Here is a 17,680-nt window from a genome sequence, read left to right on the forward strand (position 1 = left end):
TATCAAAAAAGAAAGGACGAAATTTGTCCTTTCTCGAGCTTAGCTTTTCATCAACCCACTACAGTTGACAAAGAGCCTGAAAAAAGAGCAGGTTTTCACCTGCTCTGCAATCTTCTGACGTGTTTATTTTGGTTTCTGTTGAGTATGTCTGTTCCCGATGTTTCCTAACTCTCTAGTAGCAAATATTACGTACTTTATTGATCGTTTCACAAGATGACGTGTGCTTTCACCACACTAAAATTTATGAATTAGGACAGGCGTCCTAACATCAACTTATAAAAGTAGGCTTTTAACCCTATCAATAATGTGGCTTTTCAACCACGCTTCGGCATTCAACCCTGCCTGTCCGTAGGCATTTTTTACTCGGGTTTATATTTGCTAGAAAACATCATCTCATTTTCTAAGCCTTATAACTATATCATGTTTACAAGAGCTTGTAAAGTGTTTTGTGAAAGTTTTTTAAAGAATTTCATTTTTTGTTCGCAAAATGGTATTTAACGATAAAAGAAAATCGTTTTAAAGCGTTATAGACATAAGAAAAAAGAAACTACAACCATTAGCTGCTTCAATAATCTTAAAGTATAACTTGATATTGAAAATCAGTTCTTTTCATCAGATTTTATACACATTTCTAGCTAGGAAGTGCGAATCAACTGCTCCAATTCTACTTCTGAAAGCTGTCCTTGATTGTAAAGTTTTCTAAGTAAATCCTCATCTACAGTAATTGAATAGTAATCCGTCACAAACTCATGAAATTTCTCAAAACTGTCAAAGAAATAGGATAACAACCATTCGCCACCGTCCTGCTCTTGGTAGGTATTTTGATGCTCTTGACCGTCATACCAGATAAAGAAAGTTGTTTCATCTTTTTGCTCTTCTGAATATAGGTTTTGATACTTTACATCCAGTCCTTTATAAAATCCGTCTATGATGTCTTGATTCCACTCATCCGCAGCAAATTGACTCAAACTGCTTTCATGATCAAAGCCCTTTATAAGGATCATTTTATCAGTGAACATCACATCTAGAGAATCACCAGAACCATTGTCGATAAGGTAACGAACCCCATAGCTTCCCTCAGTCTTAACGATCAATCGAAGCCAGGTCTCATTTGGATCTGTTCGATACTCATCAATGACAAGCAAGGCATCTAAACGAGTCTTTGCATTTTCCCATTCAATTCTTCCCATCTCTTTAGTCCTCCATCTTAAAGTTTAAAATCTATTATGCTTACAAATTCTATAACCAATTTCTACCTATTCCGTCCAACTATACTGTGGAATATTTCCTTCACCAGACAAATCATCAGGTGTACGATTTTTATTGAATCTGAGTAGACTGTAATCTTATATTAATTATCATAGTTCAATCAATCGTTCGCTAAGAATAAGAGAGCCACTCATTAATCAAAGAAGCAATTTCTTTAGGTGCTTGAGTATAAAGCTCATGATCAAAGTTATCTAGAAAAATAGTATCGAAATAGTCTGGCAATTCTTTTAGAGCCTCTTCTCTCCATGCTACTTCATTAGGATATCGAGGACTAATAAACAAGGTATTTCCCACTTTTCTCTTAAACGCTTGCATTTTTCTCCGTAGCTGTAGTAACGTTTCTATATTTTCATAATTTATAGCTAACTCATATCTATTATACTGCACATTCCAATGATAGGAATGTCTTACAGCTTCTTCCATATTTTTTGACCAATGCTTTGCTTCAGATTTTTCTTTAGAGATAAGAAGATTTAAGTCCGAAACGACTTGAGATTCGATATAGTTTTTAGCTTCCTCTAACTCTGTATCTAAAGGTAAAATCTTATCTAAATCTAAATAGCCACCATCCAAAAGAATCAGTTTTTTCACTTCTTGAAATTCCGATGCGAAATAACGAGCCAAATCTCCTCCGAGAGAATGGCCTATCAGACAGATAGATTCTTCCCCAACTATCTCCTTTTTAAACCATGATTTCAACTCTATTTCATCTCTAAAATACTTTTCATATGGATTTATAAAACAAGCAATCGAGTCTAGCTCTTGAAGAAAATCCTTGCTATGACAGACATTACTTCCCAAACCGCCAATAAAATATATTTTCATTCTCTAATTAATACTATGCTTATTCATCTTTTGTTCAAAGATAGTCGTGATAATCTGACGCAATTCTTCTTGTTCCTTTTCAGGAATTTCACCACTTCTCTTGGCAACTGCGTAGAGCTCTGGATGTTCGATAGAAATACGCTTTATTGTTCGAGTTGTAGCGTGTTTTCTGACAAAAAAAGGGATGCGCTTAATCAAGTCTTGTGGGACAAGCGCAAGAATTTTCTCAGCAGTTTCCTTGTCACCAATCTTAGACGTAGTCAGCCCTTTCTTAATCATTTCCTGTTCTTTTTCTGTAAAATCTTTTAATTCCATCTGATTAATCCTCCTATTCTCTCTAAGTTAAATTATATATCAGTTGTAGCAAGACACCAAATAGTCTGTTTGTAAAATGCTTTCTATACTAGAATTTTCTTTTCACTATTAATTTCTCCCTAGTAAAAAATCACGAAACCTTTAGGCAATATTACAAGTTGCTGGTCTAGTTTTTCGCAATGACTGGCTAGCACTACAGAATCACGGTCTACAAGATAGTTTTCACTTGATTGGTTAAAAATAGCTTGGACCTTTTGTCCATCATAATCCCATTCAAGAGCTAGCACGTCCGGCTTAATTTCTTTTAGGCTATAGGTGCCATGTTGGATAATGCCTGAAACCTCCTTACGAAGCTGAATCAATTTCTTCATGAAGTTCAGCATGTCATTACTGTCTGAAACACGGTCCCAAGGCATGACACGGCGACAATCTGGGTCTGGTCCGCCACCTAACTCCAACTCCGTTCCATAGTAGAAACACGGTGTCCCTCTTTGTAAAAAGAGACAAGCAAGGGCAGACTTAACGAGTTGGACATCTCCCTTGGCAGTAGCCAAAATACGCTCCGTATCATGCGAATCCAGAAGATTGAACATCACTTCCGAAATCTGTTGTCTATAGTACATTGATTGGCTATTGATCTCATCGATGAATTGAGGTGACTTCTTAGTCCCTCGCAAGAAATAATCCTTGATGCTGTCGGAGAGAGGATAATTCATGACTGCGTGGAATTCATCGCCATTTAGCCAAGGCTGAGAAGTGTGCCAGACTTCTCCAAGAATATAAAGGTCAGGCTTTTTAGCCAAGACAGCCTTACGGAAATCTCTCCAAAATTGATGGTCTACTTCATTGGCCACATCCAGGCGCCAAGCATCAATATCAAACTCTTCAATCCAGTAGGTCGCAACTTTTAACAAATAGTCCCTCACTTGAGGATTGGCCGTATTGAGCTTGGGCATATAGCTGGCAAAAGCGAAGGTATGATAAGGGAGTTTTCTTGGATTTCCAAGCTTATCTTTGGTCACGGGAAATTCTTGAACATGGAACCAGTCTTTATATTCCGACTTTCCACCATGCTTGAGAACATCCTGCCACTGCAGAGACTGATCCCCGATATGATTGAAAACAGCGTCCAGCATGATTTTCATCCCTCTCTGATGGGCCTCCTCCACCAGTTTACGAAAAATTTTCTTATCTCCAAAATGATGATCTATTTCGAAATAATCCGTCGTATTATACTTGTGATTGCTTGGGGATTCAAAAATCGGACAGAGATAAAGACCTGTAATCCCTAAGTCTTGCAAGTAATCCAGATGGTCAATAATGCCCTGTAAATCACCACCAAAGAAATCGCTCGTCTTTGGCTTGATAAAGGAATCCCAAGCTAGCGCACCTTCAGGTGAAATCTCAGGATTGCCATTAGCAAAGCGTTCTGGGAAAATCTGGTACCATACCATCTCTGCTACCCAGTCAGGAACATGGCAAGCATCAATCTCATGGATATACGGAATTTTAAAGCCATTTCCTTCATAATGAAGGTTTTCTAGCGTATTTTCAACACATCCCTTATCGCCATACAAAATACTCTGACCCTGCTTATCCTTGAGTTCAAAGAGATACTGGAGTCGTGCATAGCCAACTGAAACTTCCGCTTGCCAGTAATCAAATAAGACATCAGAAGTTACTTTGACCATCTCCTTGATTGCTTCATAATGGTCCTCTAAAAAGATAAAAGTGTCTCCATAATGCAAGTTGATGCTTTCTATATCATCTTTCTTGGTCCGGATACGAATGTGCATTGTCTTATCCTTATAAAGGTACGCATACTCTGACTCTGGTCTATGGTAAATGGCTGTTAATTCCATTGTTCTGTCTCCTAGTTTACTTTTATTCATCTTGCTGCGCAAACGTTTTCATTATTGTGATTCTAGTATACTACTTTAAAATTTTATTTTCAAGACTTGTCCGTAGTTTCGAGTGGATTGTTTTTGAGAATATAAAAAAGCAGTAAGATTTAATACCTACTACTTTCTGATTGATGATTTACAAATGCCTTTCAAGCCAATCTATCTTTTTAAAATCTTTATTATTATTGTGGTCATTTCGATAGGAATCTTGGGAAGAAGCCTTGTATATACTGAAATACTGTTCCAAACTTGGAACACGAAACGTGATGTCCTCGAGATGAATCAACTCTATATCTGATTTCGAAACTCCTGCAAAATCAGGTAAGGAATCGATACTTCCAAATTCAACGCTCACATCATCTTTTTGGAATTCGTGCTCGTGAATATCTACCAAGGTATAGCCTAAGTGGTTCATCACTTTCATTATCTTGTCCCAGTCATAAATCCTGAGATGATCAGGCGCTTCCCAGCCTCTAGGATCTCCAGAGACATGAATGTCAATGTCAGACGGCTCCCAATCTTCATTTGAACGGTATTCAAAACCCAAAGACCCCATGAGCGTGGGTGTGATTCCAACTTGGTTTAAATGAGAACAAATTGTTCGAAATTCATCAAATAGAGAATTCATCCTTCCTCCAATCTTTGATATAAAACTTTATTTCTCAGTGAAAGACAAACTTGTTTCTATCTTCTACTCTTTCGGTTGTGAAAAAACTTCAATATGCTGGCCCAGTACCTTAATCTCTACAGGTAGGTTATCCGACTTATCGCCATCAACATCTGACTCCAACTCACTATCTGAAGAGATTTTAATAGTACGAGCTCTGATATACTCAATATTATCATTGCCGACAACATCGCCTTTTAGTAAATCAGGAATGACGGATAATTTAGAGAATAGAGAAGCATCTTTTAGAATCAAAATATTGGCATAGCCGTCTTTGTTTTCTTCAAAGATTTTCTTATCAGCGAAGTAATTTGTCAAGAGAACCAAAACATGACTCGCTTCACCATCATAATTTCCATTTTCTGTCTCAACCTTAATGTTAAAGACCTGATCCGTCATCACAGACTTCATGGTATTTACAGCATAGGCTAATATACCGAATTTTGTCTTGTCCTCGATCTCCACATTGTGAATCGCCTCAGGCAGAGAACCGATACTAAAGATATAACCAAAATAGTTATCATTTGCTTTACCGATATCAATCTTGTTGGTTAAGTTAAAATCAAGTTCATCAATCGCACCATCGATGTCTTGATTGATTTCCAACAGTTTCGTAATGAGGTTACCTGTACCGCCTGGGATAATCCCTAACTTAGGAATGTAGTCTCTCTCAGCAATACCCGAAATGACTTCATTGACAGTCCCGTCTCCACCGAAAACAACCACTGCATCGTACTGCTCACGAGAGGCTTCCTCAGCAAAGTGTGTTGCATCCAGCGCTTTTTCAGTAATTTTGGTTTCCACGTGCTCAAAATAATCTTTGGCCTTATTCTCCAGCTTGACCTTATAATCCAAAGCCTTTTCCCCACCAGAGGTAGGGTTTATAATTAACATTGCTTTTTTCATTGATAATACTCCTTAATTTTTAAATAGAAATGTTAGTGTAACTACATCAGTCATTACATATAATGCTATTATATAATGAAACCTCAAAAAATAGAAATCAGACGTACCGGAGATTGAGAGAATCAGTTCTAAAAAAGGTTGGATATGTTGAAAATGATAAATACCTTCTAGTTTATTCTTTTACCAATCGATTAAAATCAACCAAATATAAAATCCCAGCAATAAGAGCAAAAATTGCTGAAAAAAATGAAAGGAAGGGGATAAAACCTGTGATAGATGCAACTAAAAGAAACAAAAAGCTTTTCTTACGACCATTTGATTCTTTTCTATAAATGAAAATTGCAAGTATGGAACAAACAAGAAATATAAAACTAATTAAATTTACTGAAAAAGCCCATGCTGGTTTATCAACAAAACGAAGAGCCCCATTGATAAATCTTATCTCCCATCTATAGAAAAATGCAAATGCAATAATGGGAGAGCACGTTAAAGCAAAAATTCCATTAAAAAAAATAAACTGTTTGATTTCATATTCAATCCTTTCCTGTACTTATTCATCGCTAATTAATAGATTCACTTTTTAAAAATTCTTTAGACTTCTGGACGATATAGAGCTGTTCATCTTCTTGAGCGAGTTTTCTAAACAATTCATTCGCCCTAGTCATATCTCCTTTTAATTTAGAGTTCAAGGCTTGATAGTAAATGATTTCCAATTGTTGATATTTAAACTCGTTTTCTAATTCTTCAAAGTAATCATTGGATTGATGAGCAATTGTTAAATCGTAAAGTGCAATACTCACGCTTTTTGTTTTCTCGGCTAGAGAGGAATCTGATATGGACATTTTGTTTAGCATAAGATCAAGCTCATCTCTGGTTAGGTTAGGATTTGCAAGAACTGTCGAGCGAATGAGGTAACTCTCTAAGGAATCCCTGTATTTTGGCTTCAGTTTTTGATCAGTCGTTGCTTCAGAAGCCTCCTTAATGGCAGCATCGAAATCACCAATCATATAGGAATACCCAACAGATGTTAGTGTCACATCCATTTTTATAATAGCTCTTTTTGCATCTTTCTTCAATTCAATGTATTGCTTCCAAGATGGTAAATCTAAGTCCATATACAGTAACTTAGTACCACTCCTTACATACCCTCTTCTGATTAGTGCAATGAAAAGAAATAAGAGTGCATTTATGAATAAAATACAAAGGGTTTGAATAGTCCTATCTTTCACCATCCAAGCTACAAAAAGAATGAGAAGAACAGCCAAAACAATCACGACTTTTCTATAAAATCCATATTTCTTGCGTATTTCTAAATAATTCATTTTTACTCCTTTTCTAAATTATAAAATGTCATTACGAGAGCAGTTCTGAACCTTAAATGAGTCATTGACTAACAAAATGCTCTCTAATCAGTTCCCTAATTTTTTCTGATAGAATAGCCCAATGTGACCTGCAAAATAGGATCATAAACAGCTTTCATCTTAATTTATAACTTCTCTATTCTATCAAAAATAATCTCTTGCTTTTCGACACTTTCTCGGAGTGGTGACATGCCTAAAATCACTGTAAAAAATCCCAATAATAGAATACTATTAATAACAAGTAAGGCTCCCTCTGTTCCATTAACAGTATATAGATAAAATACAAAACATCCAAGAGTCGGAACAAGGATAAAAGGAAGAAGTTTGTAATGTTTTAATTGACGTTTATTTCCAACTGGTTTAAAGGTTATTTTATAATTTGTAACGTTATTCTCAAGTCTTTTTTGGACGCTATGACGAGCTCTTATGGCAATGAACCAGAAAGCAAGATAAGCTAGGGAAATGAATAGGCCATATAAGCCTATCTTTAAAGGAAGGTTATGACTAATCCCATTGTTTCTAAAAAAATTTGTCACAAGCCGATAGCCAGATCCCCCTATTGCTGTACCAATTGCAATCCCAATTGATTTACTCATAGTTGGAGCTACACTCTCAAAACGCATATCTCTTTTATCTAACTTTTGCATTTTTGCAGTAATTTCATCGGGAAGAGAACCCCAGAAATAGGATTTTGGTCTAACAGTCGTCAAATCTAGAATATACTTTTCTCCCTCTACTTCTACTATTTTGAAAAATACTTTATTCGTTTCTTTAAATTTTACCTTCATAGTCACCTTTAAATCCTTCTCAGAGTTAAAAAACTCTTTTCAATAACATTCCTAAATCGTTAGCCCCGTTTTTTAATAATAGTTAAACCAATTTTGACAGACATCTCTTTCGATGTTAACTGTATTGTGATCCCATAATTTGTTTTATCTGAGTAATTTACCCTGATTTGGCATGTAGTTTCCTCTGGTAGATCATATTTGATTTTCAGTTTCTGAAAGAGTTCAGACTGAGTTTCTGGCTGGTAGATAATTTCACTAAGCTCTGTTGTTCCAGTTCTTAACGTTCTTTTTACATTCAAGGAGTCAAAAACATCTCTTTTGACAACTAAGTTAAGAATTTCTTCATCAAATAAAGGATCTATCGCTGAATCGTAATGCAACTTGCCATTAGAATAACTAACGGGAACCGTTTTTTTATTTTCTCCGATTTGTATTCTATAGTCGCCCTTACCATCTGCCTTGGTAATGTCTAGGTCGATTTCACATCTTTTGACTTCGTCACCATTTTTTATATAGACGCTGCTTTTATAAGCTTCCAGCCCATTAAAATCCTTCTGCTCTTGTTCCAAAAATTTAAACATAGGATCAAACGTTTTTTCAAACTCGTACTGTTCCCTTGTTCTGTTTTTGGGAATGGTTTCACCACCCAAACTACAAGCATTCAATGAAGATGCTGTCATAAGAATAACAAGAACCCCAGTTACCCATAAACACCATTTAAACTTTTTCATATTTTACTTAATCCTTTTTTCGAGTCATAACAGTAAGATTTTTTCAAAAATTTATAAATGTTTAGTTAAACTTACACTAGTTCTACGTCGACTCCAGCTTTAGCAAAAGTTTCCTTAACTTGTTCAAAATTACTTGACATGATTGTCGCTTGTTTTAAATTTGGGAACTGCTTTAATTCAACCAAACTAACCTCATTCAAATCAAAAGTACTATCCTCACCATCCCACTGAGGAATCAGATTCATAAAAATTTCATTACCGCCATCCATATCAATCTCTTTTACAAGACTTGCATACTTCTGTGAAATCTGAAGATTTTTAAAGTATTCTAAGGCAGGCTCTACAAGTTCTGTACTTTCTGTATCAATATCCAACTCGCTAAATTCCTCTGAAAAATCAAAAATATCAAAAGCTGGCTTTAAAATATCTAAATCATACATCAATACTTGGATAATAGCTAGTTTAAAATTCAGATTATCAAAATGAAGATATTTTTCTTGAACAACTTTTGGATTTGATTTTTGACGTTCATGCTTGATTTCTGGATAGTAAGAAATGGTGAGTGGATATCTCATTACATCTGGTCTTCCATTAAAATTGGTTCCATGAGGGGTCCATAAAATAAAATTGAAATCCCCAGTTCTGTGTCTATCATAAAGAAAATAGGGAGGCTTCCCATCAGTGGATACTACGGCTTGACAAGGCATCTTGGGTAATTCTTCTTCTCCAAACATAGGTTTTACAACATCACCATAGTAGAAACTGATTGTAGAAAGTAGATGCTCATCATCAATATAGACCCTGCATTTCTTTAAATGATTCCGGATAGAAGACGAATGTTCAAATACAATACCAGCATTGTCGTAAACGTACTTTATGTATTTACTTTCTTTTTTGACAACCTGATCAGGCTTTCCTAACACGGCCTCAATATCTTTCAAAGATAAAGGAAAAGACAAGCTGGTTCCGTTCATTACCATTGAATTGTCATGAAAATTGATTTCGAGGTTTTTAGGATCTTTCTTTTTAAAAAAATTAAACATTCGATTCTCCTATTTATAATTTGTTTATCTAAATGCATCAAATCTATTTTTCTAACGTTAGAAAATTTACTGTATAAAATAAGGTTTTGCCGTATTTTTCGTCCGTAGGATTAAAAAAGCAGGAAGCCTTCTGAAAATTAATTACTCTTCACTAATAGACTTACCGCCTCAACGTGGCGCGTCCGCGGAACACAAAAGGTTTGGGGAGTTCAAAGCTCCAGTGGAGCTTTGAAGCCTTCTTACCTTAAAATGAAAAGGTGAGAGGATTAATTCCGTTTCACTAACAAGCTTACACACAGCGGTTCGGATTTACCGTATCATCCGTGAAAAAACAATCCTCACGAAATAATGGAAAGTCTTTTGTTTTAATATTGTTCCATTCGTAAACTGAACCTACAATATCTCCAATAATAGCTCCTAGCATGATATTCCTCCTTACAAACTAATGGATAGATTCGTAGTCTCATTCCAACCCAAGCCACTTTAACTGTTTTGCAATAAATCTTGATGGTCAATGGCCCATTGAATCCACTCTGACCACTCCACCGCCAAGTGAATTTGGTGGTCTTTTACAATAGAATTAGGGCATAACGCCGGAAACTCGACACAAGTGATCGCCTCAATTCCCTGTTCTACATTACGGAATTGATGTCTCACTCCTCCAATAATGGTCCCGTCTTTTAGTTTTGCAATTCCGACGATTTGATACGGATACTCTTCATCCCGAGGCGTTTGAATTCCCTCTTCTTCGTTAAACTGAATAAAGAATTGCATTGGGAAAGGAGCATTCCCTGTTTTTTCAATAACCTCTAGTACCTCTTCTCGGGGCACTAAGGCGTAGTGTTCTGGACAAACGGACAAATTGACTTTCAAATTTTCGGGTGTATTTAGAAACGTAACGTGATCAATCACCTTGCCTAATGTTTCTACATCAATTCCTTCTGCATAAATTTTAGTCATGGCCTTTTTTCTTCTTTTTCCAGATAGTGTAGTCGCAATCTTTAGACTGATGTCGCCTAATTTCAGTTGATTCTGAATTTTTGCGACAATCGCATCATATCCTAGCTCCACCTTTTTCTCGATTAACGCTTCACATAATTGTTCCGTTGACGCTTCCCCATCATAAGAAAGTCCCAAGTTTTTATAAACTGAAATTACGTGTTTTCTTTTCCATTTTTCTAACGCTTTAGCATCAAAACTTTTTTCATTCATTAGAATATCCATTTTTCTCACCAACTTTCTTCACGCTTAATCTATCTTTCCTCTATAAACTTTTTAAAGAAAATAGAGGCTATCGCTCCACCCACTAAACTAAGAGTTGCTTATTTACGATACTCCTCTATTTTGTCGCTATGTTCTTTCAGAAGCTGTTTGGAATAAACTTTTTCGTTCTTTGAATTTCTAACTTCTTTCCAAAGAATAGAAGCTACTTTTAGTTTATCCGAGTAATTACGATTATTTTCGTCTGCACAGAAATCCTTTAAAAATTGATTCCATTGACAAACCGAATGATCATACTTGGCATAGTCTGAATCTCCATAATAAACTTTTAGCATATCTTGGATTGTAAAACTCAAATCATGTTCTTTTTTCACTTTTCTCCAAGCAGTGGCCATATCAGCAGTAAATTTAAAGGGGGAAACACCTGTTAAAGTTGAGAAATATTCTCTAAAGTGTGCATTAAAGGAGAATCCGCACTCAAGTAAGGGCGTATCTAAGGTAAGAACTTCTACTCGCTTCTTTTTCCTTTTTACTGATGATTTTTTAATCAAATTCCCATTGAAGTACTGCTTAATAATATCATTGAGTTCTTGTTTTGTACCTCTATTTTCAAGCCCTAATGATTTACATATCTGTGAAAGTTCATCACGATACCAATAGTATTTATTAAATTCATCAAAGGATATGATTTTATCAAACTCAGGTCTGCTCTCTATCAATATAACACCTCCTTAAAAACAGTTTAGGTTTTCATTTCTAAATAATGGTATTTTTGTTTCTTTATTTTGAGGATTAGCAACGTTTCACTAACAAACTCACACACTCAGCGGTTCGAACTTACTGTATCATCAGTGAGAAACAAAGTCTTTTCCATCTTCTAAAGAATCAAACACGACAAAATCTTTAGAATGATCATTTTGGCACGATTCCAATAGATACATCTTTCATTCTCCCAATATTTGAAAAACTAACCGATATTTTAAGCAACTTACAATCAAATTATCTAGCCTTAATATACGCATTTATCATATAACGAAGATAATTAAGTGTTGTTTATCTAGGGTCGACATCTATAGAAGTTATTTTGTAACCATCATTATTGTATAAAAATTCTAATTGTAGGGTTAAATCTACTAATTCAGAATCGGAGGTCATCTCATATTCAACAACAAAGCCAGTTTGATCATTAAATTCATAAACTTGTAGTTGGGAGTACTCATAATTCGGATGGAAATTACAATCTACACCATATTCATCAATTTTATCAAAATCATTTAAGTGTAATGAATCGTTAATATATTCAAGTAAATCTCTTACATCATCAACTTCCGAACCATCAACACAATCCATAATATCTCTATAATTATTTAAATGAATTGCTCTTAAAATCTTTTTAAGTACTTCAATTACTTTTTCTTCATCTTGGTAGTTTTCTTTGTACTCAAAATCATCGAATATTCCCATGATAATACTTCCTTTTTTGTAATCAACTTTAAATCTTATGAATATTAAAAATGTTTCACTAACAAGCTTACACACTCAGAGGTTCGGACTTACCGTATCATCCGTGAAAAAACAATCCTCACAAAATAAAGGAAAATCCTTCGTTTTGATATTGTTCCATTCGTAAACTGAACCTACAATATCTCCAATAATTGCTCCTAGCATGGTATTCCTCCTTATGGCATATCAGATTCGTTACACATTTCTAATGAGTCACTCTTTAAAAATGGCACCACCAAATCAATCCACTCATAAGGCAGGTAAGCTGATAAATAGCCGTGGTTATAGCCCTTTGCTTCATACAAAATTGTATTTGAATGTAGCTGATGAAATAATTTCGCTGATTCTTTCACACAGTTCAATTCTTTTTCACCATAGATATACAGAACCTGAGCCTTGCTAGCAGAAATCATATCTTTCAGCTTGTAACATCCCATATAGTTTTTGTAAATGGTCACCAATGTTTTGATAGGCGTCCTCGGCAAATCCTCCAAATAATAAGTTTTTATTTCCTCTGGATAAGCGAGTTTAGGATAGAGTTTGTTCATCATGCTTAACTGAAGTTTGCAAGAGATTTTATTGAACATCAGTTTACCAAATAGAGACACTAGAAAGATGCTGATTTTAGCTAACCTTAGTTGAGGAATACAGAGGCTTCCATCTATGATGGCCTTCTCAGCAATTTCACTGTCTAAAGACAAAAGCTCTATGGCAATTTGACCACCAAGTGAAACACCACCGATTGCAAATAATTTCCCACCACAGTTTGCTTTGATATAGTCTAGAATCTCCAAAGCAGAATCTTCAGTAGAAACATAATCAAGTTGATATTCCTCGCCGTGGCCATTCAAAGTGGGTAGAATAATACGGTATTCTTCTGACAAGATTCGTGCTTGACGAAGATAATTCCACCAAGAACTTCCACCACCATGTATCAGTAAAATAGGAGGCAAATTCTTATCACCAAATTCATGGAATTTCATGTTTAAACTCCTTACTGTAGAACTTTCACTAGCTACACCCATGTTTAATCAGCTCGTACAAGCAGTGATGTCTCATCAAATAGAAAAGTCTCTAACATTGATTATCTAGAATGACTACACGTTACTTTCAATAATGGATATCCTGATCTAAATTTTAAAATGTTGTTTCCTTACTAATTCTATTACTCTCCAATATAGTATAAATCAAATAACCAATAAAAATGATAATAAAAATAAGATTAATTTTTAACACAAAATAGAGATTTAACAAATTTGCGAATGCATGAAATAATACACAGTATCCCACAGATTTCGTTTGACGGTAAAGAAGCCCTAAAACAAAACTTAAAAATAATGTATATATAAAAAATAAAATAAAAGGAAATCCTTGATGACTTTCTCCAACTATAAACCATAAAGGCAGATGCCATATTCCCCAAATTGATCCTACAATCAAATTAGATTGCCAATAAGTATATTTTTTGTCAAGTAATGGTTGTAATATTCCTCTCCATCCTAATTCTTCATGTCCACCACCAAAAAAAATTAGTTGTATAAAGAATAATGGCATCAGATAAATTGATACTCCGTTTAATTCTAAGGAAGATACAGAAAATAGTATCAAAATTGCTAACATATGATAAATGAAATAAATACTACTATTTTCTTTCTTACTAAATAAAAAATGTTTAAATTTTATATTATTCCTTTTCAAATAAAAGCCACTTGCAATAGCTGGACCAAGTGCACCTACTATATGTAACATTCTCCCTATAAATGTTTCTAATCCCAAAATATAAGATTGAGTAAAGATGGCAAGAAGTCCCCAAGCTATATAAGTAATTCCAAATGTACAATAAAGATAATTTTTTAAATTCTTTTTGTCAATTTCTGTCATTTTATCTTCCTTTTTTTGATTATTTTATATGTAATATTTGTTACTGCTTCTTAGTTGCTCTCGATTATAACTATCTATATTCTATCATAAAAACACAAAAAAGCCTTACAATCAAGGCTTTTCATAATTGATTCATACCAAGATTTCTAGGCTTTTACGAGAAAAGCTACACAATCGGCGGTTCGCTGTTAACGTATCGTTTCGTCGTAAACTCCTTACTCTACGACAAGTTACTCCCTAAGGAATCTTCTCGACCTTCAGTCTCATTTTGTTGCATGGGAGGACTCAAAAGGTTAAGTGAACTTATGAAGTTCAGTTACACTTCTCTAATAAACTTACCGCTTCAGAATATCGTATATGAACTATATATATCAGCATTTGTTTTTATATAAATTTAAATCATGACACATCATTTTATAGATTTAATATCTAGTCAAAACCGCAATCATATCTTATTACTCTTTTTTTTCGAATAATATTTTCTTCAACTCCTCTATAGCCTTATCTAATTCTAAATATTTCATCAATTCCTCTGATGTGAGCTTATCCTTAATTTCAAATAAATTTTCCTTTGCGTTAATCAATTGACTAATTTTCCATATTTCCTTCATCGGCCGTATATCAAACCTAAACGCATTTTTATACATATACTTACCAATATTTGTATAGAATTCAATACTACCTTCTTTATTTCTGCCTAAATGAGTATCATATTCTTTTAATACAGGATCTACAAATCCAAACTCTCCATCATTGGGTTTATCTTTATTTTCCGTTGGCCATTTGCCGAGTTTTTTTCTATTGCATGTGAAACAAGAATATACTAAATTGGAATAATCAAGTTTTCTACTTGAATCTATTCTGTCAGGAACGAAATGATCTGGTTCAAAACCTTTTGTTGTAACCTCTTCTGGTTTACCACAATAACCGCATATATGTTTAAAGTCTTCTCTCAATTGAGGAACATATTTTTTATAGTTATTTTCTTGATTTACATCAACACTTCTACTGATTTCATTTTTTCCATGTATTCGCATACTTTTTACCTGTTTTCAACTTCCTCTACCAAAACATTTACTCTTCCAAGTATTTCATCAATTTTCTGATTAACTTCACTACTTAAAAGCTGAATTGGCAAGTCATCTACTTCACCATATGCGCGTAATAATTTATACAGATCTATAAATTGTTCTTCTTCTATTGCTGATATAGAACCATTTTTCTTTGCTTTAAGCAGTTCCTCATAACTGATATGATATTTATGTAATCTATTTTCAAAAACATCAACAGCCTGTTTGATTTTTCTTGTAAACTCTTCTATATCATCTGCGGCTAAAACATTTCTGTCTTCAATCAAATTTATAATTACTAAATTTTCACGTATCGATTCTTCAGGGTAATTAGTTAATATTAAGCATGGTAAATCAGGGACTTTCGCATTTATGTAAGCAATTAATTCAGTCCCTAAAAACTTAAATTTATTATTAAGTTTATAATCTATAATAAGACATTTAATACAATTAGACAAAAGCCACTCTATCATTTCTGGCATTTCAGTAATGCCATCCGGATATAGTAATTCAATATCTTTTCTTGCTAAACGTACTCGATAATCCTCATATGAATTTCTATCATCATCAATAAATCCTATTCTATACATGTCAGCCCTCCACTTCTATTTCTTTATTAATCTTATAGTGGCATAGAATCCAGAAGTATGTTTCATATTATCAGATAAATCTATACTTCCATTATAGTCAGCAACAGTTCTATTTATAATCCACATCCCCATACCAGTGCCAATAGTTTCTCCCATTTCATTTCTTCTATCACTTTCCATAGGTTCTAATATTTTCCTTGGATTTTTTTTATAGGCTTCAGATAGCCCTTGTCCGGAATCGCTGTATTTGATAATAATTTCTTTATCTGAGTCAGATACTACAATTTTTATACTCTTATTATCTGAAAAACAGGATTCAAAAGAACTAACACTATTAGCAATCAGATTACTAAAAATGCTTTCGATATCATAAGGAAAACATTTTAATTGTATTTCTGAACCTTGAAATTCTATACCTATTGAAACGTTTTTAAGTGTTTCTTCCCATGACTTTACCGTTTGTGATATCAGAAGATTTAAATCTGTTTTTTTCATAGTTCTTTTATCGCGTGTTACAGAACCTATTGTTACCTTGAACCATGAACTTAATGATTCTCTCATTACATTAGCTTCATTTAGATATTTTAACACATCTTGCAAGTTACTATCTAATTCCAAAGCTTCTTTAGCCAAAACAATCTTCATGCTTAGCTTATGAGTTATATCTTTAATTTCGTGGACATAAGTGTTAGTAACTATACCAGTTGTAGCTAATGTTCTTAGCAATCTATTCTCATCTTCTAAGTTTTTAATAACTGTATCTTTATGATCTAAAACAGTCTTAGCTTCTTCTGGATCTATGAAATTTTTAGCAGATTCTGACTTTTGATTGCGTCCACTGCTATCACCTAAAAATTTCTTATCTTCTCTAGCTGCTTTTGCTTCTTCTGCCTTCTTATTAATTTCGGCTTGTATCCTTGCAGCTTCCATTATTTTGTCATAGCGAGCATCTAACTTACGAAAAACATATTGTCTATCTTTTTCAAATTCCTGAATTACATTAATTAAAAATTCTTTTAATAATACAAATTCCTTTGTTTCTACAATACCTTCTCTATTGGATTGATCTGGTAATGTAATATTCATGCGAGAAATAAAAATTGATCCAATTATTTGATCAGTATTAACCCTCCACGCACCTGTTTGATGTGAAGGTGCAGCAGGAGATTTATTTTTTCTACCAGCTAATAGCAGCCAGTCATAATCAGATGTTTTGGGTTCTCCATAAGGTCTCACTCTAAAACTATCTCTATATATTTTTATTCCCCCAAAAATATCCCTCTTATTATTACGATTGTTCGACAATTTATAGAAATATTTTTCAGCATCTGTTTTTGAAGAAGTCACTTTTTCAAAATATAAAACTCCGGAAAATTCACCAATTGTATTTTTAAACTGTTCCCCACGTTTTGGTAGCATATGTGCAAAGTTTGTTTCTATACAAATATATTTGCCTTTAAAATACTGTTCATCTTCTGAAGTAAATTCAGCTTGTGTAATTATTTCATCAAATCTATCACCAAAAAGTCAGTCAAGTCCAGACTCCTGTGTAAAATGCTATACAATGTTTTTACCATTTCTACTTATCAAAATTGATGTATTTTCT

20 protein-coding genes are annotated in these 17,680 nt (G+C 34.1%); all 20 read right to left on the bottom strand.

The genetic code is table 11. The features are described from left to right. Positions 1-635: 635 nt before the first annotated feature. Positions 636-1,190, bottom strand: coding sequence for a hypothetical protein (locus ACIY19_RS09780; RefSeq protein ID WP_000532578.1), 555 nt, complete (start codon positions 1,188-1,190; stop codon positions 636-638). Between the two features lie 190 nt (positions 1,191-1,380). Beyond that, complete coding sequence (locus ACIY19_RS09785) at positions 1,381-2,094, bottom strand: alpha/beta fold hydrolase (RefSeq protein WP_000708293.1); 714 nt, start codon at positions 2,092-2,094, stop codon at positions 1,381-1,383. A 3-nt stretch (positions 2,095-2,097) separates the two neighbouring features. Then, entirely contained in the window at positions 2,098-2,409 is a 312-nt protein-coding gene (locus tag ACIY19_RS09790) for a hypothetical protein (RefSeq protein WP_000420550.1), read from the bottom strand. A gap of 119 nt (positions 2,410-2,528) precedes the next feature. Beyond that, entirely contained in the window at positions 2,529-4,271 is a 1,743-nt protein-coding gene (locus ACIY19_RS09795; RefSeq protein ID WP_409003311.1) for a glycoside hydrolase family 13 protein, read from the bottom strand. A gap of 178 nt (positions 4,272-4,449) precedes the next feature. Then, positions 4,450-4,941: a phosphoribosylanthranilate isomerase gene (locus ACIY19_RS09800; protein ID WP_001086572.1), complete on the bottom strand. Its 492-nt coding sequence runs from the start codon at positions 4,939-4,941 to the stop codon at positions 4,450-4,452. 63 nt (positions 4,942-5,004) lie between these two features. Further along, positions 5,005-5,886 carry a diacylglycerol kinase family protein gene (locus ACIY19_RS09805; protein ID WP_000710093.1) on the bottom strand — a complete coding sequence of 294 codons (882 nt, stop codon included), beginning with the start codon at positions 5,884-5,886 and terminating at the stop codon, positions 5,005-5,007. A gap of 560 nt (positions 5,887-6,446) precedes the next feature. Beyond that, entirely contained in the window at positions 6,447-7,208 is a 762-nt protein-coding gene (locus ACIY19_RS09810; protein WP_001108327.1) for a hypothetical protein, read from the bottom strand. A 164-nt stretch (positions 7,209-7,372) separates the two neighbouring features. Next, the gene (locus ACIY19_RS09815) at positions 7,373-8,035 is read right to left on the bottom strand and encodes a DUF443 family protein (RefSeq protein ID WP_000865033.1); all 663 of its coding nucleotides are present in this window, start codon (positions 8,033-8,035) and stop codon (positions 7,373-7,375) included. A gap of 59 nt (positions 8,036-8,094) precedes the next feature. Beyond that, a complete protein-coding gene (locus ACIY19_RS09820; protein ID WP_000713811.1) occupies positions 8,095-8,766 on the bottom strand; it encodes a hypothetical protein in 672 nt (223 codons plus the stop codon). Positions 8,767-8,837: 71 nt separating this feature from the next. Continuing rightward, the gene (locus ACIY19_RS09825) at positions 8,838-9,809 is read right to left on the bottom strand and encodes a DUF6892 domain-containing protein (RefSeq protein WP_000481649.1); all 972 of its coding nucleotides are present in this window, start codon (positions 9,807-9,809) and stop codon (positions 8,838-8,840) included. Positions 9,810-10,098: 289 nt separating this feature from the next. Next, positions 10,099-10,233 carry an ADP-ribosylglycohydrolase gene (locus ACIY19_RS09830; RefSeq protein ID WP_080702748.1) on the bottom strand — a complete coding sequence of 45 codons (135 nt, stop codon included), beginning with the start codon at positions 10,231-10,233 and terminating at the stop codon, positions 10,099-10,101. 59 nt (positions 10,234-10,292) lie between these two features. Next, positions 10,293-11,033, bottom strand: a complete 741-nt coding sequence (locus ACIY19_RS09835) for a hypothetical protein (RefSeq protein WP_042902290.1) — start codon at positions 11,031-11,033, stop codon at positions 10,293-10,295. 98 nt (positions 11,034-11,131) lie between these two features. After that, positions 11,132-11,749 carry an SAP domain-containing protein gene (locus ACIY19_RS09840; RefSeq protein WP_042902291.1) on the bottom strand — a complete coding sequence of 206 codons (618 nt, stop codon included), beginning with the start codon at positions 11,747-11,749 and terminating at the stop codon, positions 11,132-11,134. A gap of 334 nt (positions 11,750-12,083) precedes the next feature. Continuing rightward, positions 12,084-12,494 carry a hypothetical protein gene (locus ACIY19_RS09845; protein ID WP_042902292.1) on the bottom strand — a complete coding sequence of 137 codons (411 nt, stop codon included), beginning with the start codon at positions 12,492-12,494 and terminating at the stop codon, positions 12,084-12,086. Positions 12,495-12,569: 75 nt separating this feature from the next. Further along, positions 12,570-12,698 (bottom strand): ADP-ribosylglycohydrolase, encoded by a 129-nt coding sequence (locus tag ACIY19_RS09850; RefSeq protein WP_080980654.1) that lies wholly within the window; start codon positions 12,696-12,698, stop codon positions 12,570-12,572. 11 nt (positions 12,699-12,709) lie between these two features. Further along, positions 12,710-13,516, bottom strand: a complete 807-nt coding sequence (locus ACIY19_RS09855; protein WP_409003312.1) for an alpha/beta fold hydrolase — start codon at positions 13,514-13,516, stop codon at positions 12,710-12,712. A 154-nt stretch (positions 13,517-13,670) separates the two neighbouring features. Further along, positions 13,671-14,414, bottom strand: coding sequence for a lysostaphin resistance A-like protein (locus ACIY19_RS09860; RefSeq protein ID WP_409003313.1), 744 nt, complete (start codon positions 14,412-14,414; stop codon positions 13,671-13,673). A 455-nt stretch (positions 14,415-14,869) separates the two neighbouring features. Then, complete coding sequence (locus tag ACIY19_RS09865; RefSeq protein ID WP_409003314.1) at positions 14,870-15,451, bottom strand: HNH endonuclease; 582 nt, start codon at positions 15,449-15,451, stop codon at positions 14,870-14,872. A 5-nt stretch (positions 15,452-15,456) separates the two neighbouring features. Then, positions 15,457-16,074 carry a chemotaxis protein gene (locus ACIY19_RS09870; protein WP_082307568.1) on the bottom strand — a complete coding sequence of 206 codons (618 nt, stop codon included), beginning with the start codon at positions 16,072-16,074 and terminating at the stop codon, positions 15,457-15,459. A 15-nt stretch (positions 16,075-16,089) separates the two neighbouring features. Continuing rightward, complete coding sequence (locus ACIY19_RS09875) at positions 16,090-17,493, bottom strand: ATP-binding protein (RefSeq protein WP_409003315.1); 1,404 nt, start codon at positions 17,491-17,493, stop codon at positions 16,090-16,092. Between the last annotated feature and the right edge of the window lie 187 nt (positions 17,494-17,680).

Source organism: Streptococcus sp. ST14 (assembly GCF_046098195.1).
Lineage (GTDB): Bacteria > Bacillota > Bacilli > Lactobacillales > Streptococcaceae > Streptococcus.